This is a genomic window from Aeromonas sp. s10 (genome assembly GCF_040907975.1).
In the GTDB taxonomy this organism is placed as follows: Bacteria; Pseudomonadota; Gammaproteobacteria; order Enterobacterales; family Aeromonadaceae; genus Aeromonas; species Aeromonas caviae.
This window is the reverse complement of the sequence record NZ_JBFOCV010000022.1, coordinates 1-24,388: the sequence shown is the minus strand read 5'-3', so window position 1 is coordinate 24,388 and position 24,388 is coordinate 1. Positions and strand designations below refer to the sequence as shown.

Genomic DNA, 24,388 nt, shown 5'->3' with positions numbered 1-24,388 from the left:
TCTGAAATTGATACCGAAGGAAGTGCGCACTAAAGTAGCGTAAACAAGACACCGGTTTGAGGCCGGTGTCAGGTGATAACTAGATCTGTACAAATCAGGAATAAAAAAAACGCAGCTCAAGGCTGCGTTTTTTTATATAAATATGAAGTTAATCTGCCTTTTATGTATTTCAGGGTGAGATTATTTTATCTAAAATATTCTGCAAAGGCTCATCCCATTCTCTTTCTCTTACTGTTCTAGAATACGCCAAGTGCTTTTTGTGAATTGATAATTGATAAGTTATAGTATCAACCCATTTTTTATCATCTTTTGATGTGTTTAATACCTGTTCAAAAGTGAATAGCATATTTGAAACGAACCAAGAATACTTTACATAACTATCATCTTTGATATGAGTTGTTCTTTCATATCCTTTTGAATACTCAGGATGGCAAAGGCATAAGTTTAAATATGTTTGGTACAAACTATATGCATTACTTTTTCTAATTTCGATTAGGTTATTTTTGTAGCTACAGTATGCAATCACTCCAGTTACTACCGCAACAATTAATCCACCAGTCGTTGAGATATTTGAAATTATCTCAACAGTATCATTGAGTGAAGACGTTTCATGCATATAACTAGGGGTTATGTTTAAGCAAAAAGTATCTATGTTGGTCATTTTGATTTTCTTTTCTCGGTCATGGAAAAGCCGATAGGTATAGGCTTGAATATACTTTCTTTGTTATCTTCAATGCCATTAACTAAATAGGTTTCTTGATGTTTCCTTAATGGAAGGTAATCAATTTCTGCAATTATGAAATAATCTGATATACCCCCTTTTATCCTTACTGCATCACGCATATGAGATTTACTATATGGAGTTCTTACTCGACTGTCACCATAAATCCTATTATTAACTTGGATTATAAATGTATGAATATCATGAGAAGCACTCTCAACTAGGTAGCCAAATGTATTAATATCTTTGTTCCATTCCAAGACAAATAGACTGTCTACTTCGCCTTGGTATCTAACTCTATTATGAGGACTTGTTAGGTCACTACAGATCAGAATGCCAAAAATATAATTGCCATGATGATATACTGGAAGTCTTTCTTTTTCACTGGGAGAATAAAGCTCTAAATTTTTTTCTCTAAGTTTTTTTCGCTCCCCATGAGCAGGATTCAATTTCGGTTGTAAAAACAAAAAACTGGTTGTGTAATATGGCCATTTTGTAATTAATGAAATTAAGCAGTCATTTCTTATTGTTGTTTTATCGCCATATGTTCTCTTGGTGTGGTACTCGATTCCGGAAATGAATGAGATACCTTTGTGAGATAATTTTACTGCTATGTTTATTGCCCAATGTAATGGGATGGCACATTCTGGGAAAACTATATAATCAACACGTTCTTTAGTAGCTATTATGTTGTTGATTAATGTGTTTATTTTTTCAAATCGATCTAAACTTAAATCGAACTGCTCGCCTTCCAATGAAGCTAAATATTGTTCTTCTGTGACTTCAAAATTAGTTATCGCAACTTTTACTTTATCTTTATTTTTGTGAGGGACATGAATTTCATTATTGTTAAGCATTCCAACTGGGGATATATTTGAGGTTTTAGCACCTCGAAATGCAAAAATTAAAGATTTTAATAGCTCGTTATCAGATAATGTTTCTGGACATACAAGTACTATTTCTTGAACTGTGAGAGGTCTTGTCGGAAAAAGCATTGCCTTTGGATCAGGCCTTTTAACTCGTGAATGTTTCTGAAATTTGTAGATATAGCTTAAGCGATTTTTGTCTTGATCATTTAATGAGTTTAAATCATAGTCATAATCTTCGTGTTGTTCATATATCCAATGTCGTTTATATGGAGTAATAGCAAGGTCGCTTCTTAAAATAGCGTGGCATAGGTTTTTAGTTGAGAATTCATGTGTTGGAAGTGGATGAATAAGAACTTCAATAGCGCTTATTAATTTTTCTAGCATGTCCCATGCTGAAAATAAATTGCTGGTGCAAGTTCTGATTGCTATTTCGTATAGTGTATAAGCAAAGTACCTCTCACAGGTTTTGGCATCTTGAGTAGATATGTTTGATGTGGTCGTCCTTGATATTATTTTAAGTATTTTCTTAAGACATTTTAAAAATGAATGAGCATCTTCAAAATCCAAGTTTTTTACCATCACTTGGAAAACTCTGGAATAATAACTTGAAAACTCAAAAAAACCTTTCGGGGTTAATAGATAACGATGTGACAAACCATAAAATTCTTTTCTTATATTTTGCCATTCTTCTGGGGTTAATGAATTTGAATATGCCTCGACATCTCGTATTAGTAGTGAAAGACCTAACCTTCTGATAGATATGACATCTGCTTTTCTTAGTGCATCAGCTGTCAAGGATGAATCTGAATTTGCTAATAGAGTTTTTTCTGCCATTTTAGTGCTACTACTAGGTAAATTCGGGAGCATACGATATTCACTAGATTGCTCTCTTATTTGACTTGATATTTGATTTACTAGGTCTAAACCATGTTGAGATGATAGCTGGAATATTTTTTGCTTTTTTGAGGATAATTTTAAATCGCAGTCAGATGCATATTCAAAACGAATTCTTAAACCATCTATTTTTTTATTGTATCTAGTTAATTTTAAATTTTTTATTTTTTTAGTGAAAAAGCGAAGAATTGACTCACTATCTTTAAATGACCTGTCTGTTTTTAATACAATAAATAAATCATCGACATATCTGCCATAATAAAGTGGAGAAAGATATTTTTTAATATTTAGGTCTAATTCAAAAAGAAGACAGTTAGATATTACTTTAGAGGCGGATAGACCTACTGGTAATGCGCCCTCACTTCTAAGATTATAGTCAGGTGTTGACTTGTACCAAGTGTTAATTGATGCAATAAATTGCTTTGTAAATAGTAACTCATCTTTAGATAGGCTTATACAAGCCTTTCTTAGAAAACGTTCATCAGTTAAAAATCTTGGTGAAGATCTATGATAGAATTTAGCAATGTCCATTGTTATGGCAGTTATATCTTTTCCGTTTGATAGCTGCTGCCTCATGACATTTAAGCCATTACCTCTCCATTTTTTATAAGCAGGGTAGTATGGTAAGAATAGAGCGTGACTATCAGTATTAACTGAAGTTTCTAATATTTCGTTGTTTTTTGTATTTTTAGTCCTTAGGCGATTGCCGTATGATATTTTCGGATCTGTTACAGATTCATATTTATAACCAACCTTGATGATCCATAAAGCTGAGATAATATGCCATTTTACCTTTGCATCGGCAATTAAACGATATGTTGCTGAAGCTTTGTTTTTTGACTTTCTACATCGCCTATTCCAGTCTTCTATTGGATCTACAGAGCAGAAATGAGAGTCATCTTCAATTTTAAACAGTGAGTCATCGATTGATTTGGGTACATAAAAATAGCTTCCAAGAGATGTTGAATCTGACCACCATGGACATTCCAAGGGGGATAACAATTCATCTAAAAGAGATAGCAAGTTTCTATCGATGTCTTTCTCAAAATCTAAAAAAGCATGTTTGGATGGATAAAATTGATCAAAAAAAGCTTCTTGCTTAGCTTTTCTATATGCGTTGTAGAGGTCATTTATTGAAATGAAATCTTTATTAATAAAAGAGCCTTGTAATGTTTCCATATAAATATCGTTTGCCTATATATATTTATTTTTTCACTGCGAATAAACAATGTGTTGTTATACATTTGTTTTTGTCTATTCAGGTCGTAGTACATTCGAGAAATTTAATTTTTATCAATAAGAAATATTCACTATCGGGCCTTCAATATAAAACCGTTTCCCGATAGGGATGGGTGCCGCTTGCCGTTATACCCGCCATGATTTTTTTCACCTATGCAACCATGTTGATGGCTCTTGTTGCATAGGTGCGACAATCTGATCTCGCCATGGGGTGGGCGAGGGGGTGGCTCTGAGAGAACAGCCCTCCCGACCCTGACCCCGTAAACACAAGGTCATGGTCAATTAACTGGCCTCGGTGCTGCGGGTTGGGTGTTGCCCCCTGTTGTTTGCCGAGGTGAGCCCGTTTGTCCAGGTCGCGAGGCAGGACGCCGAGCGAGCGGCGCTGGGCCATGGATGGCCCATCGGCGCGTGCCGTAGGACAAACGGGTGAGCCGAGGGCACCCGACGCAGGAGGGCGAACAAGCGGGGGAGAAGACCTTTGGTGACTTTGGGTCTTTCCAAAGTCACTCGCCCAGCCGCGCAGCGGCGGCGAAACCCCGTCGAGGGCAGCGCCCTCGTGTCCTGCATGGCGGAGCCATGCCATTCACACGTGGGACGACATTGCACCAAGCAATGACGTTACCGAACCCCTCACCCTAACCCTCTCCCGCAGGGGGAAAGGGGAGCAAACCGAAGTCGCTGAGGCTGGCGGGCTAAATTCCGTCGAGGGCCGAGCCCTCGTGTCCTGCATGGCGAAGCCATGCCATTCACACGTGGGACGACATTCCACCAGGCAATGACGTTACCGAACCCCTCATCCTAACCCTCTCCCGCAAGGGGAGAGGGGATCAAACCGAAGTCGCCGAGGCTCGCGGGCGAAACCCCATCGAGGACGGCGTCCTCGTGTCCTGCGCGGCGAAGCCGTGCCATTGAGGCGTGGGACGACATTGCACCCGGCAATGACGTTACCGACCCCTCACCCTAACCCTCTCCCCCAAGGGGAGAGGGGATCAAACCGAAGTCGCCGAGGCTCGCGGGCGAAACCCCATCGAGGACAGCGTCCTCGTGTCCTGCGCGGCGAAGCCGTGCCATTGAGGCGTGGGACGACATTGCACCAGGCAATGACGTTACCGACCCCTCACCCTGACCCTCTCCCCCAAGGGGAGAGGGGATCAAACCGAAGTCGCCGAGGCTCGCGGGCGAAACCCCATCGAGGACGGAGTCCTCGCGTCCTGAATGGCGAAGCCGTGCCATTGAGGCGTGGGGCGGCATTGCACCAGGCAATGATGTTACCGACCCCTCACCCTTACCCTCTCCCGCAAGGGGAGAGGGGATGGTTACTGCGGACGATTACGCTTCGCTAATCGACCCTACATGGTGGCGCCGTGCCAATCAGGTGAGCGACCCCTCACCCTAACCCTCTCCCCCAAGGGGAGAGGGGATGGTGACCGTGGGTGAATACGCGGCAGGAATCGACCCGGCACCCAGGGGCGAGGGCAGGGTTGTGCCCCTGTGTTTCGCATGGCGACGCCGCTTGGGGTCCGGTTATGCCAAAATGTGAACAAATCGATCTTTCCCCCGGTCAATCGCGGTCTACCACTTGTCGGGCCCGCCCCGAGTTGGCTAAGGTAGCCGCCCATCAGATGCACGCAGTAGTGGAGGTAGGCATGGATAAAATTTTGCTGGCGCTCTCGGAGCAGATGATAAACGCGCGGGATCTGGAGAGCCTGACCCGCCCCTTGCTGGAGATGCTGGCGTCGGTGACCGGGCTGGAGTCGACCTATCTCACCGAGATTGACCTCGGGCAAAGCACCCAGCATGTCCGTTATGCCCGCAATGTGGCCGGGCTGCAGATCCCCGAGGGGATGACGGTGGAGTGGAGCGATACCCTGTGTCGCCGCGCCATCGACGATGAGATTGGCTACACCGATGACGTCGCCGCTCTGTGGGGGGACTCCCAGGCGGCCAGCGAGCTCGGCATTCGCTCCTATCTGAGCAGCCCGGTGCGCACCTCGACCGGCTCCCTCTATGGCACCCTGTGCGGCGCCAGTACCGAACAAAAGCCCGCGGTGGCGGGGGCGCAGCAGCTCATCGCCTTCTTCGCGCACCTGATTGCCGAACAGGTGGAGCGGGAGCAACTGCTGCGGCAATTGCAGCAGGCCAACGACGAGCTCTCGCGCCTGGCCCTCTCCGATCCCCTCACCGGGCTCCCCAATCGCCGCGCCCTGATGCTCGAACTCACCCGCCTCTTCTCGTTGTCGGAGCGGGCGGGGCATCCGGTGCTCATCGCCTTTGTGGATCTCGATGGCTTCAAGGCCATCAACGACGAGCATGGCCACGAGGCGGGGGACAGGCTGCTCACCGCCATGGCGCGGCAACTGGGGGAGACCCTGCGTGGCGGCGATCTGCTGGCCCGTTTTGGGGGGGACGAGTTCGTGGCCGTGGGCATGGGGCCTTTCCCGGGCGCCGACACGCTGGACGGGGCGGTGGCGGCGTTTCGCCAGCGCCTGTTCGAGCACAGCGTGCTGTCACTGCCGGTGGGGGACAAGGTGATCCATTATCCCGGTGCCAGCGTGGGGGCGGTGGCCGTGATGCCGGCCGAGGTCAGCGTCGAGGAGGCGCTGAACCGGGCCGATGCGAGCATGTATGCGGTCAAGCGCCAGCGCCGGGCCGCAGGGGAGGGCGGTAACCCGCCCCCTTCCAGTCAGGTGTCTGCCCCGCGATAGGAGCGGGGCGGGTTGAGAGGGCACAGGGGGGCGCGTCCACCCGGGTGCCAGTCTGTTTTCCCTTTTATCAGTTCGGAGCCCATACCATGGTTCATCTTCTTGCCCGCCGTGTGCGCGCCCTGGCCGGGCGGGCGGCCACTCTGGTGGCCGGACTCTGCGAGTTTCAGCAGCGCATCTGGGTGGTCAGCATCGTCAAGGAGTCCTACACAGATACCTTCGTGGTCAACGAAGGGGGCTTTGAGGAGCCCTTGCAATGGATGCGCCGCAAGGGCTACAGCGCCGAGATGCTGGCCAGGGTGGAGGCCATGGCCCGATCCCAGGTGCTCCAGCTCGAGTGCGCCGGGCAGCATCACCGTCTGATGCGGGTGAAATAGGGGCGAAGCCGCCCCCGGATGGCCTGCGCGGCACCGCCGCCCGGGCATCGACCACATATCCTGCCGCCTTCTTCGTGTCAGACGGGGCAAATGGGTCGCCAGTCATGATTTTTCCGTGGTTCTCTCCGGTTTCAGACCGCCGGAGTAGACGCAAATCGCGGAGTTGTAGCTGTTGAAGGTGACCGCGTAGTTGAAATCGCAGAAATAGGCCGGGTGCTTGGTGGCGACAATGTCCCCCGCCTTGCATTTGTCCTGCATCCCCTCCACCAGGGTGTCGTTGTTTGACCCGAGGCAGGCCTTGCCGGTGGTCTTGTCATCGCCGCAGGCCATCAGAAGGGCGCAGACCGAGAGACTCATCAACCATTTCGCTGTGTTGTGCATGTGTATTCCCAAGAGATCGGAGAGATGGCGGGGAAGGGCGTGAGCGCGGCGCTGCCCGATGAAGGCGGCCAGCGGGCACGCTGCCGCCCCTGACTGTCGCTGCCACCGTGCGCCCTGCCCCTTGCCGTGAAAAAGGGGCCAACAGGCTCCTGCGCCCTATATTACGGACCCGAGGCGGTCTGCGTCACCCCTTGTCGTTGTAAGTGGCGAACATTAAACGGGTTTCGTGCGCTGGCTCAAAGGCGGGCCGGGGCCATGGCGGCCCCGGCGGGGGAAAAGGTCAGGGGGAGGGGAAGTATTTGTGCTGGAGCTGCTGGAAGTCGCTGCTGGCCAGCACCTGGGTCAGGCCGAGCTGGAACTCCCTGACCAGGGCATCGTCCACCGGGTGGCTGAAGGCGAAGCAGTACTGCTCGGAACTCAACATCCAGCGCACCTCGAACTGGGCAGGATCCAGCTGCTGGGTCTTGATGAGATCCAGCAGGGTGGACTTGTTGCTGGAGACCAGATCGACCCGGCCCGAGGTGAGCATGCGCAGGGCCTGGGAGAGGCGGTTGGCGGTCATGATCTTCTGCTCGTCGAAGCCGGCGTTGAGCAGCAGTTGCTCCCCCACGTCGGATCGCACGGCGCCTATGGTGTAGCGCTGGGCATCTTCCAGGCGGGTCAGGGTCAGGGGGCGACTGGCGAGCCCCATCAACACTATCTCGGCATAGCCGATGGGGCAGGCCCACTTGAACAGGGGATTGCGCGCCTCGGTGCGGGCGGTGGAGAAGAGCACCACATTGGGTTTCTGGGTCAGCAGGTAGTAGCCCCTGGCCCAGGGCAGGATGCTGACGGGCTGGACAGGGGTGCCGGTCTTTTGCCACACCAGGTGCAGCAGGTCGATGGCAAAGCCGGTCGGGGCGCCATCCTCCCCGGTGAAGTTGTAGGGTTTGTACTCTTCGGTGAGGTAGTGCAGGCTGGCGAGCGCCGGGCTGGCCTGGGTCGCGGGAGTGCCCCAGACCATGGCCGCGAGGGCGGCGCAGGCGACCAGTCTGCGAAGGGGGACTGCAATGTCTATGTTCATCCTGACCGTCCTGCTGCCGAGTGCCCAGTTTCAAGTGTTGCCAAGTCACGGCGTTTCGCCACCCGGCGCAGACGTTATCCGCCGGGGGCCGTCATCATCTTGCCACTCACAACCGGGTCGGCGCCCCCTTTTTACCAGGCCGGGCGGGTGTGACCCAGGGGGGTGAACGCCTCGTCCCTCAGTCCCACCAGCAGGGTGCTGCCATCCTCTTGCAGACGAAACTCGCCGTAGCGGGCCGACTCATACTGATCTCCCGTGCCCTCTTCGAAGAAGAAGGCGTCAGGCCCGATAAACCACTGGCCGTCGCGCTGGCGCACCTTGAGCAGGCGCTCCCCCGGGCCCGGGGCCTCGGGCTTGCCCCCTTCCACCCAGTGCACCACCTGATGTTCATCCAGGCGAACGACCAGGGTGTGGGTGCCGGCGGCGGCCTGGCGGCCCGCCAACTGGCGGGCGAGGGCGTAGTTCAGGCGCATGTAGTCCCCCTGCATCAGGGAGCGGGGGTCGACCGGTGCCAGCTCGATCAGCACCACCTCCCCCTGGCTCATGGCGTGCTCGAAGCGCCAGACGGTGGCGTTGATGCCGGCGAGCAGGGCAAGACCGGTCAGCAAAAAGGCGAGGCGTCTCATGAGGGGCTCCCGTTGTGAAGGTGCTTGAGCCACTGACGGGTACCGAGCAGCAGGGCCCCCGAGGCGAGCAGCAGCCAGGACTTGGTCATCAGGGTCAGCCCCAGATCGTAGTAATAGAGGGAGCCAAAGCCGAGCAGCAGCAGGCCTGCCAGGGTCATCAGGGCCAGGCTGCCGGCGTAGAAGCCGAGCACCAGCACCAGGGCGCCAGCCCCCATGCCGGGAATGATGGCGCTGATCACCACCAGCGGCAGCCCGTAGCGCAGCGGCAGCCTGAGGCGAACCATGACCGCGAGCAGCAGGGCGGCGCAGAGCAGGGGATTGAGCCAGAGGGGCAGGCGGGAGCTGCCGAGCTCATTGAGCACGCTGGTGCCTCCCTCCCACAGGGGGTGGTGCAGCCGTCCCAGCACCAGCAGGGAGAGTGCCAGCCCCAGGGTGAGGGATTCATAGAGCAGATGGCGGGCGGGATCGCGCTCCGCCTGCAGCCAGCACAGGGCGACGGCGCCCATCACCAGCGGCAGGGCCAGCAGGTGCAGGCCTAGGCAGGCGAGGGCGAGGGTGAGCAGGATGGCGGCGGCGAAGCTGTGGAACAGCCTGATCAGCCAGTGCTCGAACAGGGCGGCCACCCCGAGGGAGAAGGCGGTCAGACCGAACCAGAGCCACGCGACGTTCAGATCCAGCCTGTCCAGCAGGCCGTAGAGCAGCCAGGCATCTGCCGCCAGCGCCAGCGCCAGCACGAACTGATCCCAGAGATCGCTGCGGGTCGCCATGCGGTTGAGACCGAGGGCGGCGGCCATCAGCACCATCCCCATGGCGAGGGCGTTGTTGGGGTCGCGGGTCAGCTGCTCGAAGGCCATGAAGAGGAAGAAGAGCAGGAAGAGGGCGGCTATCCAGCCCACCATGCCGAGCAGAAAACGGCCCGACCAGTGGGGCTGTTCATCCCGGGGGGCATCCCCTTCCACAAGTTGGGCTGCACGCAGGCGCTCCCAGGGGGTGAGATCAGACATGCTGCCTCCGTTGTTGTTGCAGCCAGCGGCTGGCCATCACCGACAGGCCGATGGCGATGAGGGCCAGCAGCAAAAAGCCGTTCATGTCCGGCTCCATCCACTTGCCAAGGGCCGCGAGGATCACGGCGATGAGGCTCAGGCACCCCATGGCGAGCCCGGCGATGAACCTGTGGTGCCAGCGCAGGTAGGCGGCGCCGAGCCAGGCGAGCCAGGCAGGCCAGACCCAGGGAGAGGCGGCATCGAACAGGGCCAGCAGGGTAAGCAGGGTGATACCGAGCCCCGCGGCCAGCCCCGCGAGCCAGGAGGGCATCAGGGCGTAGCGGGCGGGCACCAGGATGAGCAGACCCCAGAGGGCGGCGTTGAGCAGGGTCAGGCACCAGCCGAGGGCCTCCTCGTTGAAGGAGAAGAAGAGATCGAGAAGGCCGAGCCGCCAGTAGAGCACCAGGGCGAGCTGACCGAGCAGCCAGGCCAGGGTCCAGAGCAGCGGGCTTCTGCCAAGGGCCGCCAGCGGCAGCAGCATCAGGGCCCAGGTGGCGAAGAGCTGCCAGGGGTCGGCGCCGGTCTGGTAGGTCTGGCCCACCAGGGCGAGCAGGGCGCCGAGGTTGAGGGCCAGGGCCAGCAGCAGGGCCTGGCGCGGGGTGTCACTCATGGGTTTGCGCCAGAGCACCAGGAGCATGGCGAGCAACGGCAGCTCCAGCAGGGCGAGACGTGAGAGGCGCCCCAGGGCCTGCCAGTTGAAGGCGACGAAGAAGACGAGGCCGGCGCCAAGGCAGAGGCAGCCGAGCCAGAGCAGCAGCCTGTCGAACAGCCACTGCCAGCGGGCAGGGCCGGGGGGCAGATCGCACAGGGCCAGGGCGGCAGGCAGCGAGGCCCGTGGCAGGCGGCCGCGCCTGACCCAGTCGAGCAGGGTCTGTCTTGAGGTGAGGTGCATGGGGGCTCCTGAAGCCGTGATGCCTGAAAGATAAGGCATTATGGCACGGCGCCGCGTCTCGGGGCAGGGGCGCCGTCGGCGCTGCGACACAGGTCGCGGCACGGGGCCATGTCTTTGCACTAAAAAGGCCCCCGCCGTGAGGAGGGGGCCTGAAGGACGTCCGGGGCGGCGGTGGCGATCAGTGCTCACGCTGATCCCCCGCCGGCTTCTATGGAGGTCAGGCGAAGATCAGGGTGGAGATGCCAAGCCCCGCAAAGAGGATGGCGCAGGCAATGCGGATCCCCTTGAGGGGGAGCTTGTCGGCCCCGAGCTTGCCGAGCAGCACCACGGGCACGTTGGCCAGCATCATGCCGAGGGTGGTGCCGGTGATCACCTGGATCAGGGAGTCGTACTTGGCTGCCAGCAGCACGGTGGCTATCTGGGTCTTGTCACCGATCTCGGCGATGAAGAAGAGCACGAAGGTGGCCATGAAGGGGCCGTACTTGTCCAGGGAACTCTCTTCATCGTCCATCTTGTCCGGCACCAGGATCCAGGCGGCCATGGCGATGAAGGCGCCAGCGACCAGCCAGGTCATCACCTTGGGATCCATCCAGCGACTGATGAATTCCCCTATCCAGGCGGCACCCGCGTGGTTGAGCAGGGTGGCAGCCAGCATACCGGCGATGATGGGCCAGGGTTTGCGAAAACGACAGATGAGCAACAGGGCCAGCAGCTGTGTCTTGTCGCCGATCTCGGCGATGGCAACGCTGATGGTGGAGGTTAACAAGGCTTCCATAAAAATGACCGGGGGACGGAATTGTTATAAACCAAAGACAAGCCTGCGCCATCCGTCCCCGGTTTTGGCACTGGCCCGTCAAAGGTCTTGTCAAATCCGGCATTGCCCGGATCACCCTGACCATGGTGAGTTGGCACCAAGTATGTTGATCAGGATCGCGCACGAAACGGGTCCGTGGCGAGACTACTCCCCCTCGATGGGAGCGGGCATTCTAGGGAAAAACCCCCGGTGAGGCAAGGCGCGGGATGGGGAATTATCCCCCCACCAGCTTGACCTGAAAGCCGGCCTTCTCCAGTTCGGCCTTGATAAGGTCCCGTTTGTCCCCCTGGATCTCGATGATCCCCTCCTTGAGACCGCCGCCGGTACCGCACTTCTTCTTGAGCAGGGTGGCGAGGGCCTTCTGCTGTTCGACGGGAACGCCGTGGATGCTGATGACCCCGGCCCCCTTGCGTCCCTTGGTCTCGCGGCGGATGCGCACGACCCCGTCGGCGGGGAAGGGGGAGGCGTGCTGGGCAGGGGCGGATTCCTTGATCATGCCGCCGTCCGTGCTATAGACCAGGCGGCTGTTGTTGTCGTGACTCATGGCAATACTTTGTCGGTTAGCTAAGCGGAGTTTGATTTTACGCAAATAAATGTTGAGGGCACAGCTTATAATCCCCTCCATTAAAAGCGAATTATTCTTGTTTAACTTCAGGAGCCCGTCATGGTACTCACAGAGCTGTCGCCGGGACAGAGCGCTCGCATCACGCACATGAACCACCTTGGCCGCGCCTTGCGGCGCAAGTTGATGGTGATGGGGCTGCTGCCCCAGACCGAGATCCTCTATCTGCGGGCCGCCCCCCTGGGGGACCCGCTCCAGATCCAGTGCCAGGGCATCTGCCTCTCCATGCAGCGGAGTCTGGCCCAGCAAATCGAGGTGGAGCTGGTATGAGCTATAACCTGGTCACAGTGGGCAATCCCAACAGCGGCAAGACCTCCCTGTTCAACGCCCTGACCGGCTCCCGCCAGCAGGTGGGGAACTGGAGCGGGGTCACCGTCGACAAGAAGATGGGGGCCTTTGCTGCCCGCGGGCAGGAATACACCCTGGTGGACCTGCCCGGCATCTATGCCCTGGCCAACCAGGAGGCGAGCCTGGACGAGCAGATCGCCAGTCGCTTCGTCCAGCGCCAGCAGCCGGATCTGCTGCTCAACGTCATCGATGCCGCCAACCTGGAGCGCTCCCTCTACCTCACCCTGCAACTGCGGGAGCTGGGGCTGCCCATGGTGGTGGTGCTCAACAAGATGGATCTGCTGCAAAAGCGGCGCATCACCATCGACGAGGCCTTGCTCGCCAAGGCGCTGGGGTGCCCCGTGGTGTCGCTCTCGGCCCACAATCGCCAGCAGGTAGCGGCCTTCAAAGAGGGGATCCACCAGTTTATCGGCCAGTCCCAGCCCGCCCTGATGCTCGACTACGGTCAGCCCCTCGAGGGGGACATCGCCGAGCTGGAGACCCTGCTCGCCCCCCATCATCTGCATCGGCGTGGCCGCGCCCTGCGCCTGCTGGAGGAAGACATCGCCATGCAGGAGACCCTGGCGGCGGGGCAGCAGGCGGCGGCCGACAACGTGGTGAGCCGTGCCCACCACGCCCAGGACATCGACCTGCAACTCGCTGATTTGCGCTACGGCCATATCCACCACTGGTGCCAGCAGGCGTGCCGTCATCAGGACAAGCTCACCGTCGCCCAGAGCGAACGGCTGGACAGGGTACTGCTCAACCGCTGGGTGGGCATCCCTTTCTTCCTGCTGGTGATGTACCTGATGTTCATGTTCGCCATCAAGGTGGGTAGCGCCTTCATCGACTTCTTCGACATCCTCGGGGGGGCCCTCTTCGTGGACGGGGTGCACCACCTGCTGGGGCTGATGAGTGCCCCCGACTGGCTGGGGGCCGTGCTCGCGGACGGCGTGGGTGCCGGTTTGCAGACGGTGGCGACCTTCATCCCCGTGGTGGGCTGCCTCTTTCTCTTCCTCGCGGTGCTGGAGAGCTCCGGCTATCTGGCTCGCGCCGCCTTCGTGGTGGATGCCCTGATGCGTCGCCTCGGCCTGCCAGGCAAGGCCTTTGTCCCCATGCTGATGGGCTTTGGCTGCACCGTGCCCGCGGTGATGGCAACCCGGACCCTGGGGTCGGAGCGCGAGCGGCTGATGACCTCGGCCATGGCGCCCTTCATGTCCTGCGGTGCCCGTCTGCCGGTCTACGCCCTGTTCGCGGTGGCCTTCTTCCCCGAGTCGGGGCAGAACCTGGTGTTCGGTCTCTATCTGTTCGGCATCCTGGTGGCGGTGCTCACCGGCCTCTTCCTGCGCAGCACCCTGTTGCCGGGCAAGAGCGACTCCATGGTGATGGAGATGCCCGATTACGAGTGGCCCCGTCCGGTGGACGTGGGGCTGCGCACCTGGCAGAAACTCAAGGGCTTCATCTTCGGCGCGGGCAAGACCATCGTCCTGATGGTGGCGGTGCTGAGCGTGCTCAATTCGCTGGGCACCGACGGCAGCTTCGGCAACCAGGATCAGGAGAACTCGGTGCTGAGCAAGCTGAGCCAGTCCGTGACCCCGGTGCTGCATCCCATAGGCGTGCGGGACGACAACTGGCAGGCCACGGTGGGCATCCTCACCGGCATCTTTGCCAAGGAGGCGGTGGTCGCTACCCTCAACAGCCTCTACGCCGGCGGCGCCGGTGATGAGGAGGAGAGTGAATACTCCCTGCTGGGCAGCCTGAAAGCGGCGCTGGCCACCATTCCCGCCAACCTGGCGGACATCGACCCCGCCGATCCCATGGGGCTCAAGGTGGGGGATCTGGAGGACAAACAGGCGGCCGCCGAGGCCCAGGAGGTGGACACCTCCACCTACGGCAACATGCAGACCCACTTCGACGGTGTGGCCGGGGCCTTTGCCTACCTGCTGTTCGTGCTGCTCTACATGCCCTGCGCCGCCGCCATGGGGGCTCTGGTGCGAGAGACCGGTCGTCAGTGGGCCCTGTTCACCGCCGCTTGGTGCAACTACGTCGCCTTCCTGTGCGCCACCCTCTTCTATCAACTGGCGACCTTCGCCGCCCACCCGGCGCAGAGCCTGGTCTGGAGCCTGAGCTATCTGCTCTCCCTGGTGCTGCTCTGGTGGCTGGGGCGTCGTCACGGCGACATCGTCGCCCGCAAGGTGGTGACCCTGTGAAGGGGCTCATGGTCAGGGACGAGTGCGCCGAGAGGGAGGGTATTCTGTGATCCTGCGTGAACTGGGGGACTATCTGGCCCTGCACAAGAAGGTGAGCCGGCGGGCGCTGGCCCGCCACTTCCACACCTCCGAGGATGCGGTAGAGGCCATGCTCGGGGTCTGGATGCGCAAGGGGCGCGTCGCCAAGCGGGAGAGCCGCCTGTGTGGCGGCTCCTGCTGCGGCAAGCACGAAGAGGTGACGTTCGAGTGGTGCGAGCCCGGCCAGATAGGGCTGATCCAGAAGGGCTGACGCCTGCCCATATGAAAAAGGGAACCCGAGGGTTCCCTTTTTCGTGGCCGCCGTGCCCGGTCTTAGAAGAGGTCGCCCTCGTCCTTGGTGGGCTCCAGGCTCCAGCCGCTCGCCGCCGCGCTGTTGCCAATCTGGCCCTTCTCCCGCCAGAGTTTGATCTTGAGGCGCAGGTTGTTCTGGGAGTCTGCGTTCTTCACCGCCTCCTCCTCGTCGATCACCCCCTCGACCACCAGATCGAACAGGGTACTGTCGAAGGTCACCATGCCAAGGGCCCTGGATTTTTCCATGATCTCCTTGAGGCCGCCAAACTCGCCGCGCTTGATGAGATCGCGCACCGTGTGGGTTCCGAGCATCACCTCCACCGCCGCCCGGCGCCCGCCGTCCGTGGTCTTCACCAGCCGCTGGGAGACAAAGGCCTTGAGGTTGTTGCCAAGGTCGTTGAGCAGCTGGGGTCTGCGCTCTTCCGGGAAGAAGTTGATGATGCGATCCAGCGCCTGGTTGGCGTTGTTGGCGTGCAGGGTGGAGATGGCCAGATGCCCGGTCTCCGAGAAGGCGAGGGCATGCTCCATGGTCTCCCGATCGCGGATTTCGCCGATGAGGATGACGTCCGGCGCCTGGCGCAGGGTGTTCTTCAGGGCCGCGTGGAAGCTGCGGGTATCCACCCCCACCTCCCGCTGGTTGATGATGCTCTTCTGGTGGCGATGGACGAACTCCACCGGATCCTCGATGGTGATGATGTGGCCGCCGCTGTTGCGGTTGCGATGATCGATGAGGGCCGCGAGCGACGTGGACTTGCCGGACCCCGTGCCGCCGACGAAGAGCACCAGACCCCGCTTCTCCATGATGGTGTCGAGGAGCACCGGAGGGAGTTTGAGATCCTCGAAGCGGGGGATCTCGGTCTTGATGTTGCGCGCCACCAGGGAAACTTCATTGCGCTGCTTGAAGATGTTGACCCGAAAACGGCCTATCTGGGGCAGGGAGATGGCGAGGTTCATCTCCAGCTCTTTCTCGAACTGCTGTTTCTGCTCGAGATCCATGATGTCGTAGGCGATGCGGGCCACCTCGCCCGGCCCCAGGGGCTCCTGGGTGAGGGGGCGCAGGGCGCCGTTGAACTTGGCGCAGGGGGGGGCGCCGGTGGAGAGATAGAGATCGGAACCGTCCTGTTTGGCCAGGATCTGCAGCATGTCTCTCAATTCCATGAGGGGCCTCGTCGCTCAAAGGGCTGGGGGATGATGAATGGCTTGAGTGTACAGCCTCAGGCGCCGGTCAGTTTTTCGCGGAACACAAAAAAGACCGCGCCCAGGATGCACAGACCTGCCCAGAGGTAGTCCCACTTCAGATCTTCTTTCAGATAGAAGATGGAGAAGGGAACGAACACGGTGAGGGTGATCACCTCCTGCAGGATCTTGAGCTGGCCGACGGAGAGCACGGTGTGGCCGATGCGGTTGGCGGGCACCTGCAACAGGTATTCGAACAGGGCTATCCCCCAGCTCACCAGGGCGGCGATGATCCAGGGTTTGTGATTCATGCTCTTGAGATGGGCGTACCAGGCAAACGTCATGAAGACGTTGCTGCAGATGAGCAGGCCGATACTGGTCATGATGGGGTTCATTAGGTTCTCCTTTTAAATCAATGCATTTTATCTCGACTCCATGGGTTTTCATAAGTGGTGCTTGAGGGTATTTTTAGCTCACAAGGATGTAACAAAAGAAGGCGAAAGCTGGATGGGCAAGACAAGCTGGGGTGCGCTTTGTCTGTTGTTTGCCTGCTGGGCGCAAGGTGCGCCGACCCTGACGGTGGCCACCGATGTCTGGCCGCCGTTTCGCATGCTGGCAGAGAACGACGACTTCCAGGGGCTGGATATCGACATTCTGCGCCAGTTGCAGGCACGCAGCGGCATTGTGCTCACCCTCAAACGGGTGCCCTGGGGACGGGCACTCAAACAGATGCAGACCGGTCAGGTGGATCTGATGATAGGGCTGGCTCACACCGAGGAGCGGGCCGCCTTCATCGACTACCTGCAGCCGTCCTATTACCAGTGCCGGCCTGCCTTCTATGGCAAGCCCGCCGCCGTGGCCGGCCTCAGGCGCTACGAGGATCTGCGGGGCCGCGAGATTGGCTATGTGCTCAACTCCGCCTACTTCCCCCCCTTCGATGGCGACGCCGGGCTCGATAAGCACGGGGTCCCCACCGAAGACCAGTTGCAGCGCATGGTGGAGCGGGGCCACCTGCCCCTGATGATAGGGACCGACTGCCAGGTGGATTACGCCCTGAGCCAGCGCAACGACGCCGGCCTCGTCAAGGCGCCCTTCCAGCCCCCCAACCCGGTGGTGCTCTACCTCGGGATGAGCAAGCACTCACCCCACCACGAGCTGGGCTCCAAGCTGGCGCAGGCGTTGCAAGCCATGGTGGAGAGCGGCGAGATAGCGGCGCTGGCCAAGCCCTACCAGCCTTGACCTTGGGTGGTAACGCGCTGTTATCATGCAGCTTTCCTGCCTGCCCCCCGGCGGGCCTCGCTTCTTGGGGATCCCGTGTATCTCGCTCTCATCCGTCGCCAGCAGCGCTGGCAGCGCCGCTGGCTGCTCCTGCTGTCGCTGCTGACCCTGGCCCTGTTCCTGCTCTCCCTCGCCCTCGGGGAGTTCGTGCTGCTGCCCTGGCAGCCGCTGGGGGATCTGGAGCTGCGCATCCTGCTGGAGCTGCGCCTGCCGCGCGCACTGCTGGCCCTGCTGGCGGGGGCCTCCCTTGCCTGCGGCGGTGCCGTGCTCCAGGTGATGCTGCACAACCCGGTGGCGGAACCCGGCCTGCTCGGCGTCTCGAGCGGCGCTGGCCTCGCCGCCATGGTGGCGATGGCGGTGGCCAAGGGGCTCGGGCTCTATCTGCCGGGCTGGGGGCTGTCGCTGGCGGCCTTTGGCGGCGCTCTGGTGGTGACCATGCTGCTCATCCGTCTCGCACGCCGGGCACGGCTCGGCCATGGGCGGCTGCTGCTGTTCGGGGTCGCCATCGGCATCCTTACCAATGCGGCCATGACCTGGCTGATGTATTTCGCCGACGACGGCGCCTTGCGGGAATTCATGTTCTGGATGATGGGCAGCCTCGCCTACGGCAGCCAGCAGCTCGCCTGGTGGTGGCTGGTGCTGCCCCTCACCCTCGGCTGGCTCTGCTGGCAGGGGCGGGCACTGCAACAACTGCTGCTGGGAGAGACTCAGGCCCGCCTCATGGGGCTGAACGTGGACAGGATGCGGGTACGCCTGGTGCTGGCGGTCTGCCTGCTCACCGGGGTGGCGGTCTCCCTGTGCGGCGTCATCGGCTTCGTCGGCCTGGTGGTGCCTCACCTGCTGCGCCTGTGCGGTGGCAGCGATCAGCGCTTCCTGCTGCCCGCCTCGGCGCTGGGGGGCGGCGCCCTGCTGCTCGGGGCCGATCTGGTGGCCCGCTCGGCGCTGCACGCCGGTGAACTGCCCATCGGGGTCATCACCGCCTCGGTGGGCGCCCCGCTCTTTATCTATCTGCTGCTGAGGCAAGATGCCGATGTGTCCCGCTGATCCCGCCCCCTGGCGGCTGGAGGCCCGCGCCCTGGCCATCCCCCATCGCCTCGCCCCCCTGGATCTCGCCTGGTCCGGCGGTCAGCTGGTGGCCCTGCTCGGCCCCAACGGCAGCGGCAAGTCCTCCCTGCTCGGGGCCCTGGCGGGCCTGCTGCCCGCCGATGGCGCCGTCTTGCTGGGAGGAGAGGTCATCACGACCCTGAGCTGGCCCGAGCTTGCAACGCGGCGCGCCATGCTGCCCCAGCGCCAGCCCCAGCTGTTCCACATCCCGGTGTTCCAGGTGCTGAGTCTGGGGCTGGAGGAGGGGGGCCCCGATGCCCAGGCGCAGGCGGTGGCGGATGTGTGCGACGCCCTGGAACTGGCGCCTCTGCTGGCTCGGGACTTCAGCCGATTGTCCGGGGGGGAGCAGCAGCGGGTGCTGATCGCCCGCACCCTGCTGCAACTGTGGCCAAGCCTCAATCCGACCGGGCGGGTGCTGCTGCTGGATGAACCCCTGGCGGGGCTGGATCTGCATCACCAGATGGCGCTGCTGCGGCTGCTCAAGCAACTGGCCGCGCAGGGATTGCTGGTGGTGGTGGCCATCCACGACATCAATCTGGCCATCGATTGGGCGGATCGCGTGCTCTGCCTGCAACAGGGCCGCGTGGTGGGGGAAGGGGGCGTCGGGATCATCGACGAGGCGCTGCTGGAGCGGGTGTTCCAGATCCGTACCGATCGTATCGAGGCGGCTGGCCGCACCTGGTTTATGCCGAGCCTGTGAGGCGGGCTTCCCCCTCATCCCCCGCCCTTCTCCCATTCTTTTGAAACAAGCGGGAGAAGGGAGCCGCTCCGTTTACCACGGATACAGCATTGAAAACCTGCAGAGGCTGAGTGAAGCCAAGGGGGGCGAGTGAATCACCGTGGAAATGAAAAGAGCCAGGCATCCGTGATGCCTGGCTCTTTGAATTGGTAGAGAGAGCGTTGAGCGGTTGCTCAGGCTTTCTGCTTGTCCAGCCGCACCTGGGCGGCTTCTGCCAGCATGGCCAGCAGGGTTTCGGTGTCACTCCACGACAGACAGGCATCGGTGATGCTCTGGCCGAAGGTGGCGGCACAGCCGTTCTCCACGTCCTGACGCCCTTCCACCAGGAAGCTCTCGGCCATGATGCCGGCGATGCCGGTGCGGCCGCGGCGCAGCTGATCGCATATATCCTGGGCCACCAGCAGTTGGCGGCGATGATCCTTCATGCTGTTGCCGTGGCTGAAGTCCACCACCAGGCGCTCCGGCAGGCCCACCTGGGCCAGAGCCTCGCACGCCTCGTCGATGCTGGCAGTGTCGTAGTTGGGACGGTGGCCGCCGCGCAGGATCACGTGGCCGTAGGGGTTGCCGGCGGTGCGGTAGATGGTCATCTTGCCGTCCTTGTCCGGGGAGTAGAAGATGTGGCTGTGACGGGCGGCGCGCACCGCATCGATGGCGATGCGGGTGTTGCCGTCGGTGCCGTTCTTGAACCCCACCGGGCAGGAGAGGGCGGAGGCCATCTCCCGGTGAACCTGGGACTCGGTGGTGCGCGCCCCGATGGCGCCCCAGGTGATGAGATCGCTGATGTACTGGCCGGTCACCATGTCGAGGAACTCGGTGGCGGTGGGCATGCCGGTCTCGTTGATGTCCACCAGCAGCTTGCGGGCCAGTTTCAGCCCTTCATTGACGTCGAAACTGCCGTCCAGGCGCGGATCATTGATGAGCCCCTTCCAGCCGACGATGGTGCGCGGCTTCTCGAAGTAGGTGCGCATCACGATGCACAGGCTCTCTTTGTACTCTTCCCGCAGAGTGTTCAGACGCAGGGCGTATTCGTGGGCGGCGGCGGGATCGTGGATGGAGCAGGGGCCGACGATGACCAGCAGGCGCTGATCTTCACCGGACAGAATGGCTTCCACTTGGCGGCGGGCATCCAGCAGGTTCTGGGCAATGGTGTCGGTTAACGGGAAGGCGTGCGCCAGCTCGCTTGGGGTGATCAGGGCCTCCAGGCGACGGGTGCGCAATTCATCGGTGTGAATGGACATACGACTCAATTCTCGAGTGGATAAGGTGGGCGGGATGCCAAAATGCAAGGGAATAAAATAAAGCAAAAGTCACCCGATGGAAACCTTGGGCGGCTCTGATAGGATGTGAACCCAAAAGCCATTTCAAATGAGGTAGTTATCGTGGCAAAGCCAGGCGCGACCGGGATCACCCGCATCATCAACGCAACCGGTTACAGCATGAAAGGTCTCAAATCGGCCTGGATCAACGAGGCCGCCTTCCGTCAGGAGCTGCTGCTCATCCTGCTGCTGATGCCGCTGGCATTCTGGATAGGTGACTCCCTCAACGAGATCCTGCTGCTCGTCTGCATCAGCTGGCTGGTGGTGATCGTCGAGGTACTCAACTCCGCCGTGGAGGCGGTGGTGGATCGCATCGGCTCCGAGCATCACGAACTCTCGGGCCGGGCCAAGGATCTGGGCTCCGCCGCCGTCTTCATCGCCCTGGCCCTCAATGCCCTGGTGTGGGGCGCCCTGGTGGGCCGCAATCTGCTGGGCTGGTGGTAGGTTGCGAGAGCAACCTTTCTCCTGACATAAAAAAGCCCGTCATCACGACGGGCTTTTTACTGCGCAGATAAGGGCTTATCAGTGCAGGATCCGGGCACGGATGGTGCCATTGATCTCTTTGAGACGGGCCAGGGCCTTCTCGCTGTGCTCGGTTTCGACGTCGATGACCACGTAACCGATCTCGCTGCTGGTCTGCAGGTACTGACCGGCGATGTTGATCCCCTCGTCAGCGAAGATCTGGTTGATCTGGTTCATCACGCCGGGCTGGTTGCGGTGAATGTGCAGCAGGCGGCTGGAGCCCTTGTGGCCGGGCAGGGAGACTTCCGGGAAGTTGACCGCGGAGAGGGTGGAGCCGTTGTCGGAGTATTTGACCAGCTTGTTGGCCACTTCCAGACCGATGTTCTCCTGGGCTTCCTGGGTGGAGCCGCCGATGTGGGGGGTCAGGATCACGTTGTCCAGGCCGCGCAGGGGGGTGAGGAACTCCTCGTCGTTGGATTTGGGCTCCACCGGGAAGACGTCGATGGCGGCGCCGGAGAGGTGGCCGCTCTTGATGACGTCGGCCAGGGCGTCGATGTCCACCACGGTGCCGCGGGAGGCGTTGATGAAGATGGCGCCCGGTTTCATCATGCGCAGTTGCTCTGCACCGATGAGATCCTTGGTGGAGGCGGTTTCCGGTACGTGCAGGCTGATGACGTCAGACATGTTGAGCAGCTCCACCAGGTTCGGCACCTGGATGGCGTTGCCAAGGGAGAGCTTGTTCTCGATGTCGTAGTAATAGACCTTCATGCCGATCATCTCGGCGATGATGCCAAGCTGGGTGCCGATGTGACCGTAGCCGATGATGCCGAGCTTCTTGCCGCGGGCTTCGACGCTGCGGTTGGCCAGCTTCTCCCAGACGCCGCGATGGCACTTGGCGTTCTTCTCGGGAATGCCGCGCAGCAGCAGCAGGATCTCCCCCAGTACCAGTTCGGCCACGGAGCGGGTGTTGGAGAAGGGGGCGTTGAAGACGGGGATGCCGCGCACGTGGGCGGCGTCGAGGGAGACCTGGTTGGTGCCGATGCAGAAGCAGCCGATGGCCACCAGCTTGGTGGCGGCATCCAGCACCTTCTCGGTGATCTGGGTGCGTGAACGCAGGCCCACGAAATGCACGTCACGAATGCGCTCGATCAACTCCTCTTCCGACAGGGACGTCTTCAGATATTCCACATTGGTGTAGCCGGCTGCCCGAAAGGTCTCCACCGTATTGGGATGGACTCCCTCCAGCAGCAGTACCTTGATCTTATCCTTGTCCAGCGAAAACTTGGCTGTCATGACGTTCCCTCTATTGTTTTGAAAAATGCGTTCAGGCTTGCAGTGTGAAGAAAACCGTAAAGTAGCAAAAACGTTTGGGAGAGGGAATATTTGTGACGAAAGTCAAATTCTTTGAAGTTATCAACGATTGTTGCAGATGTGCTGCTACAACCCATTGAGGGATAACCAGAAACGGCGCCATGAGGCGCCGTTGTCCATTTGGGGCAGTCAGATTGACTGACCCGGGCGGTGCTTGCCCGGAGGGGGAGGTCCGGGGAGCAGGCCTTAGTTGGTGATCACACCCTCGGGGGTGCCGATCAGCACAACGTCGGCGCCACGGTGGGCGAACAGGCCGTTGGTGACCACGCCCACGATGCTGTTGAGGCGGGTTTCCAGAGCCTTGGCATCGGTGATGGCCATGCCTTTGACGTCCAGGATGATGTTGCCGTTGTCGGTCACCACCCCTTCACGCCACACCGGGTTGCCGCCAAGGGCGCGGATCTCGCGGGCCACGTATTCGCGGGCCATGGGGATCACTTCCACCGGCAGGGGGAAGGTGCCCAGCACCTCGACGGTCTTGGTGTTGTCGATGATGCAGATGAACTGGTCGGCCACGGCGGCGACGATCTTCTCGCGGGTCAGGGCGGCGCCGCCCCCCTTGATCATGTCGCGGCTGGCGTTGATCTCGTCGGCACCATCCACGTAGACGGAGAGGGCATCGATGTCGTTGAGGTCAAACACCGGGATGCCGAGACCCTTGAGGCGCTCGGTGGAGGCGATGGAGCTCGACACCGCGCCCTTGATCTGGTCTTTCATGGTCGCCAGTGCGTCGATGAAGTGATTGACGGTAGAGCCGGTGCCCACCCCGACGATGGTGCCGGGTACCACGTATTTGAGCGCAGCCCAACCGGCCGCCTTCTTCATTTCATCTTGAGTCATGATGGATCCTTATGGAAAAAGCGGGCGCATTATATCCAAGCATCCCCCCCAGAGCGACCATGGTGCTCACGTTCCGGCGCAAAAATCCCCAAGATGTAAATCGTTTGCCTGTTTATTGAACCGAAGGGGGCGCCCCCGCCTGATCAGGCAAAGTGCCAGCTGCGGCTGGGGGTGATGATCTGGGGGAGCGGCACGTCCCACTGCTCCCGGGGGACGGCATCCACCTGCTGGCAATCGTGGGCGAGCCCCAGGGGTCTTGGGCCGAGCTGGTGCTCGTGCCAGCAGGCGAGGGTGCGATCATAGTAGCCGCCCCCCATGCCGAGGCGGTTGCCAGCCTCATCGAAGGCCACCAGCGGGGTGCAGATGATGTCCAGCATGCTGTGGGGCAGCACCTGCTGCACGTCGAGCTCGGGCTCGGCGATGCCGTAGCGGTTGCGGGTCATGGGGGTGGTGGCGGTGTAGCGCAAGAAGAGCAGGTGACCCGGGGTGAAGGGGTGCAGCACCGGCAGGTAGACCTCCTTTTGCCGGGCCCACAGCCAGTGGATGGCGGGCAGGGGATCGAGCTCCCCGTCGTTGGCCAGATAGAGGGCGATGCGCCTGGCCGCGAGGATGCCGGGGTGTTCCTGGAAGCGCTCGACCAGCTGTTGGGCCGCCGCCTGCTGCTCGGCCTGGCTCAGGCTTTTTCTGCGCTGGCGAATGAGCTGGCGCAGGTTCTGGCGTTCGGGTTGGGTATCCGGCATGGGGACTCCTGGGCAAAGGTGGGCTGGCGCTACCTTAGCAAGGGGCCGACGGGATGAAAAGCTGATGGCGGGGCCGCCAGCCGGGCGGCCCCTGAGGTCGGGTGTCAGGAACGGTGGGGGGCGGGAGCCACTGCGCCCATCTGGTGCTTGAGGAAGACAGCCACGATGGCGGCCAGTGCCAGCGCCATGGGGTAGAAGCTCATGCTCACGACCAGGATCGGCGAGAGGGCGAAGATGGAACCCAGCAGCAGC

At 59.4% G+C, this 24,388-nt stretch carries 24 protein-coding genes and 1 pseudogene; 9 read left to right on the top strand and 16 right to left on the bottom strand.

The genetic code is table 11. The features are described 5' to 3' along the window. Positions 1–169 precede the first annotated feature (169 nt). Both AB5Y59_RS05495 and AB5Y59_RS05490 read right to left on the bottom strand, forming a co-directional pair. Positions 170–661 carry a hypothetical protein gene (locus tag AB5Y59_RS05495; RefSeq protein WP_368211612.1) on the bottom strand — a complete coding sequence of 164 codons (492 nt, stop codon included), beginning with the start codon at positions 659–661 and terminating at the stop codon, positions 170–172. Further along, positions 658–3,663: an RNA-directed DNA polymerase gene (locus AB5Y59_RS05490; protein WP_201927810.1), complete on the bottom strand. Its 3,006-nt coding sequence runs from the start codon at positions 3,661–3,663 to the stop codon at positions 658–660. Before AB5Y59_RS05490 ends, AB5Y59_RS05495 begins: the two co-directional genes overlap by 4 nt. A 1,706-nt stretch (positions 3,664–5,369) precedes the next feature. Between AB5Y59_RS05490 and AB5Y59_RS05485 the strand changes: the two genes are divergently transcribed. Both AB5Y59_RS05485 and AB5Y59_RS05480 read left to right on the top strand, forming a co-directional pair. Then, positions 5,370–6,428 (top strand): GGDEF domain-containing protein, encoded by a 1,059-nt coding sequence (locus tag AB5Y59_RS05485; protein ID WP_368211610.1) that lies wholly within the window; start codon positions 5,370–5,372, stop codon positions 6,426–6,428. Positions 6,429–6,514: 86 nt separating this feature from the next. Continuing rightward, positions 6,515–6,802 carry a hypothetical protein gene (locus AB5Y59_RS05480; RefSeq protein ID WP_039041204.1) on the top strand — a complete coding sequence of 96 codons (288 nt, stop codon included), beginning with the start codon at positions 6,515–6,517 and terminating at the stop codon, positions 6,800–6,802. A 102-nt stretch (positions 6,803–6,904) separates the two neighbouring features. Here AB5Y59_RS05480 and AB5Y59_RS05475 read toward each other — a convergent pair whose 3' ends face one another. The 7 genes from AB5Y59_RS05475 to AB5Y59_RS05445 all read right to left on the bottom strand — a co-directional run bounded on the left by AB5Y59_RS05475 (position 6,905) and on the right by AB5Y59_RS05445 (position 12,165). Continuing rightward, a complete protein-coding gene (locus tag AB5Y59_RS05475) occupies positions 6,905–7,183 on the bottom strand; it encodes a hypothetical protein (protein WP_323930011.1) in 279 nt (92 codons plus the stop codon). 280 nt (positions 7,184–7,463) lie between these two features. Continuing rightward, positions 7,464–8,186 carry an ABC transporter substrate-binding protein gene (locus AB5Y59_RS05470; protein WP_041215870.1) on the bottom strand — a complete coding sequence of 241 codons (723 nt, stop codon included), beginning with the start codon at positions 8,184–8,186 and terminating at the stop codon, positions 7,464–7,466. A gap of 191 nt (positions 8,187–8,377) precedes the next feature. Then, positions 8,378–8,872, bottom strand: coding sequence for a GDYXXLXY domain-containing protein (locus tag AB5Y59_RS05465; protein WP_201969297.1), 495 nt, complete (start codon positions 8,870–8,872; stop codon positions 8,378–8,380). After that, entirely contained in the window at positions 8,869–9,876 is a 1,008-nt protein-coding gene (locus AB5Y59_RS05460) for a DUF4401 domain-containing protein (protein WP_143237732.1), read from the bottom strand. The genes AB5Y59_RS05465 and AB5Y59_RS05460 overlap by 4 nt, the downstream gene beginning before the upstream one ends. Continuing rightward, positions 9,869–10,807, bottom strand: coding sequence for a DUF2157 domain-containing protein (locus AB5Y59_RS05455; protein ID WP_042014993.1), 939 nt, complete (start codon positions 10,805–10,807; stop codon positions 9,869–9,871). The genes AB5Y59_RS05460 and AB5Y59_RS05455 overlap by 8 nt, the downstream gene beginning before the upstream one ends. Before the next feature lie 217 nt (positions 10,808–11,024). Beyond that, positions 11,025–11,582 carry a TMEM165/GDT1 family protein gene (locus AB5Y59_RS05450; protein WP_010675206.1) on the bottom strand — a complete coding sequence of 186 codons (558 nt, stop codon included), beginning with the start codon at positions 11,580–11,582 and terminating at the stop codon, positions 11,025–11,027. Positions 11,583–11,835: 253 nt separating this feature from the next. Then, positions 11,836–12,165 (bottom strand): translation initiation factor, encoded by a 330-nt coding sequence (locus AB5Y59_RS05445; RefSeq protein ID WP_161470768.1) that lies wholly within the window; start codon positions 12,163–12,165, stop codon positions 11,836–11,838. Between the two features lie 120 nt (positions 12,166–12,285). Between AB5Y59_RS05445 and AB5Y59_RS05440 the strand changes: the two genes are divergently transcribed. The 3 genes from AB5Y59_RS05440 to AB5Y59_RS05430 are packed head-to-tail and all read left to right on the top strand — an operon-like array spanning position 12,286 to position 15,069. Then, positions 12,286–12,513, top strand: a complete 228-nt coding sequence (locus AB5Y59_RS05440) for a FeoA family protein (protein ID WP_128345486.1) — start codon at positions 12,286–12,288, stop codon at positions 12,511–12,513. Beyond that, a complete protein-coding gene (gene feoB, locus AB5Y59_RS05435) occupies positions 12,510–14,780 on the top strand; it encodes a Fe(2+) transporter permease subunit FeoB (RefSeq protein WP_041214955.1) in 2,271 nt (756 codons plus the stop codon). The genes AB5Y59_RS05440 and feoB overlap by 4 nt, the downstream gene beginning before the upstream one ends. A 46-nt stretch (positions 14,781–14,826) precedes the next feature. Beyond that, entirely contained in the window at positions 14,827–15,069 is a 243-nt protein-coding gene (locus tag AB5Y59_RS05430) for a FeoC-like transcriptional regulator (RefSeq protein WP_010675202.1), read from the top strand. A 62-nt stretch (positions 15,070–15,131) separates the two neighbouring features. Here AB5Y59_RS05430 and tapW read toward each other — a convergent pair whose 3' ends face one another. Together tapW and AB5Y59_RS05420 are read right to left on the bottom strand one after the other, a co-directional pair. Continuing rightward, entirely contained in the window at positions 15,132–16,268 is a 1,137-nt protein-coding gene (gene tapW, locus AB5Y59_RS05425) for a type IVa pilus ATPase TapW (RefSeq protein WP_029314740.1), read from the bottom strand. Between the two features lie 56 nt (positions 16,269–16,324). Then, the gene (locus AB5Y59_RS05420; protein WP_010675200.1) at positions 16,325–16,681 is read right to left on the bottom strand and encodes a DMT family protein; all 357 of its coding nucleotides are present in this window, start codon (positions 16,679–16,681) and stop codon (positions 16,325–16,327) included. 112 nt (positions 16,682–16,793) lie between these two features. On the opposite strand from AB5Y59_RS05420, the gene AB5Y59_RS05415 reads away from it, so the two are divergent. The 3 genes from AB5Y59_RS05415 (at position 16,794) to AB5Y59_RS05405 (ending at position 19,368) form a co-directional block, all read left to right on the top strand. Beyond that, a complete protein-coding gene (locus AB5Y59_RS05415; protein WP_268453310.1) occupies positions 16,794–17,525 on the top strand; it encodes an ABC transporter substrate-binding protein in 732 nt (243 codons plus the stop codon). 75 nt (positions 17,526–17,600) lie between these two features. Continuing rightward, positions 17,601–18,608 (top strand): vitamin B12 ABC transporter permease BtuC, encoded by a 1,008-nt coding sequence (btuC, locus tag AB5Y59_RS05410; protein ID WP_128345496.1) that lies wholly within the window; start codon positions 17,601–17,603, stop codon positions 18,606–18,608. After that, positions 18,595–19,368 carry an ATP-binding cassette domain-containing protein gene (locus AB5Y59_RS05405; protein WP_201888464.1) on the top strand — a complete coding sequence of 258 codons (774 nt, stop codon included), beginning with the start codon at positions 18,595–18,597 and terminating at the stop codon, positions 19,366–19,368. Before btuC ends, AB5Y59_RS05405 begins: the two co-directional genes overlap by 14 nt. Positions 19,369–19,580: 212 nt before the next feature. Here AB5Y59_RS05405 and AB5Y59_RS05400 read toward each other — a convergent pair whose 3' ends face one another. Next, the gene (locus tag AB5Y59_RS05400; protein ID WP_010675196.1) at positions 19,581–20,645 is read right to left on the bottom strand and encodes a 3-deoxy-7-phosphoheptulonate synthase; all 1,065 of its coding nucleotides are present in this window, start codon (positions 20,643–20,645) and stop codon (positions 19,581–19,583) included. 141 nt (positions 20,646–20,786) lie between these two features. Between AB5Y59_RS05400 and AB5Y59_RS05395 the strand changes: the two genes are divergently transcribed. After that, the gene (locus tag AB5Y59_RS05395) at positions 20,787–21,167 is read left to right on the top strand and encodes a diacylglycerol kinase (RefSeq protein ID WP_039040385.1); all 381 of its coding nucleotides are present in this window, start codon (positions 20,787–20,789) and stop codon (positions 21,165–21,167) included. Positions 21,168–21,245: 78 nt separating this feature from the next. Here the strand turns inward: AB5Y59_RS05395 and serA are convergent, their stop codons facing one another. The 4 genes and pseudogenes from serA to AB5Y59_RS05375 all read right to left on the bottom strand — a co-directional run. After that, entirely contained in the window at positions 21,246–22,478 is a 1,233-nt protein-coding gene (serA, locus tag AB5Y59_RS05390) for a phosphoglycerate dehydrogenase (RefSeq protein ID WP_039040384.1), read from the bottom strand. A gap of 264 nt (positions 22,479–22,742) precedes the next feature. Continuing rightward, the gene (gene rpiA / locus AB5Y59_RS05385) at positions 22,743–23,396 is read right to left on the bottom strand and encodes a ribose-5-phosphate isomerase RpiA (RefSeq protein WP_268453315.1); all 654 of its coding nucleotides are present in this window, start codon (positions 23,394–23,396) and stop codon (positions 22,743–22,745) included. A 143-nt stretch (positions 23,397–23,539) separates the two neighbouring features. Continuing rightward, positions 23,540–24,136, bottom strand: a complete 597-nt coding sequence (locus tag AB5Y59_RS05380; RefSeq protein ID WP_039040382.1) for a 5-formyltetrahydrofolate cyclo-ligase — start codon at positions 24,134–24,136, stop codon at positions 23,540–23,542. A gap of 104 nt (positions 24,137–24,240) precedes the next feature. Then, positions 24,241–24,388: pseudogene (locus AB5Y59_RS05375) on the bottom strand (Na+/H+ antiporter NhaC family protein); the annotation flags it as partial.

Bases quoted from the DNA above. Each gene is read 5' to 3' on its own strand.
- AB5Y59_RS05495 (WP_368211612.1), bottom strand. From the start codon at position 661: ATGACCAACATAGATACTTTTTGCTTAAACATAACCCCTAGTTATATG.
- AB5Y59_RS05490 (WP_201927810.1), bottom strand. From the start codon at position 3,663: ATGGAAACATTACAAGGCTCTTTTATTAATAAAGATTTCATTTCAATA.
- AB5Y59_RS05485 (WP_368211610.1), top strand. From the start codon at position 5,370: ATGGATAAAATTTTGCTGGCGCTCTCGGAGCAGATGATAAACGCGCGG.
- AB5Y59_RS05480 (WP_039041204.1), top strand. From the start codon at position 6,515: ATGGTTCATCTTCTTGCCCGCCGTGTGCGCGCCCTGGCCGGGCGGGCG.
- AB5Y59_RS05475 (WP_323930011.1), bottom strand. From the start codon at position 7,183: ATGCACAACACAGCGAAATGGTTGATGAGTCTCTCGGTCTGCGCCCTT.
- AB5Y59_RS05470 (WP_041215870.1), bottom strand. From the start codon at position 8,186: ATGGTCTGGGGCACTCCCGCGACCCAGGCCAGCCCGGCGCTCGCCAGC.
- AB5Y59_RS05465 (WP_201969297.1), bottom strand. From the start codon at position 8,872: ATGAGACGCCTCGCCTTTTTGCTGACCGGTCTTGCCCTGCTCGCCGGC.
- AB5Y59_RS05460 (WP_143237732.1), bottom strand. From the start codon at position 9,876: ATGTCTGATCTCACCCCCTGGGAGCGCCTGCGTGCAGCCCAACTTGTG.
- AB5Y59_RS05455 (WP_042014993.1), bottom strand. From the start codon at position 10,807: ATGCACCTCACCTCAAGACAGACCCTGCTCGACTGGGTCAGGCGCGGC.
- AB5Y59_RS05450 (WP_010675206.1), bottom strand. From the start codon at position 11,582: ATGGAAGCCTTGTTAACCTCCACCATCAGCGTTGCCATCGCCGAGATC.
- AB5Y59_RS05445 (WP_161470768.1), bottom strand. From the start codon at position 12,165: ATGAGTCACGACAACAACAGCCGCCTGGTCTATAGCACGGACGGCGGC.
- AB5Y59_RS05440 (WP_128345486.1), top strand. From the start codon at position 12,286: ATGGTACTCACAGAGCTGTCGCCGGGACAGAGCGCTCGCATCACGCAC.
- feoB (WP_041214955.1), top strand. From the start codon at position 12,510: ATGAGCTATAACCTGGTCACAGTGGGCAATCCCAACAGCGGCAAGACC.
- tapW (WP_029314740.1), bottom strand. From the start codon at position 16,268: ATGGAATTGAGAGACATGCTGCAGATCCTGGCCAAACAGGACGGTTCC.
- AB5Y59_RS05420 (WP_010675200.1), bottom strand. From the start codon at position 16,681: ATGAACCCCATCATGACCAGTATCGGCCTGCTCATCTGCAGCAACGTC.
- AB5Y59_RS05415 (WP_268453310.1), top strand. From the start codon at position 16,794: ATGGGCAAGACAAGCTGGGGTGCGCTTTGTCTGTTGTTTGCCTGCTGG.
- AB5Y59_RS05405 (WP_201888464.1), top strand. From the start codon at position 18,595: ATGTGTCCCGCTGATCCCGCCCCCTGGCGGCTGGAGGCCCGCGCCCTG.
- AB5Y59_RS05400 (WP_010675196.1), bottom strand. From the start codon at position 20,645: ATGTCCATTCACACCGATGAATTGCGCACCCGTCGCCTGGAGGCCCTG.
- serA (WP_039040384.1), bottom strand. From the start codon at position 22,478: ATGACAGCCAAGTTTTCGCTGGACAAGGATAAGATCAAGGTACTGCTG.
- rpiA (WP_268453315.1), bottom strand. From the start codon at position 23,396: ATGACTCAAGATGAAATGAAGAAGGCGGCCGGTTGGGCTGCGCTCAAA.
- AB5Y59_RS05380 (WP_039040382.1), bottom strand. From the start codon at position 24,136: ATGCCGGATACCCAACCCGAACGCCAGAACCTGCGCCAGCTCATTCGC.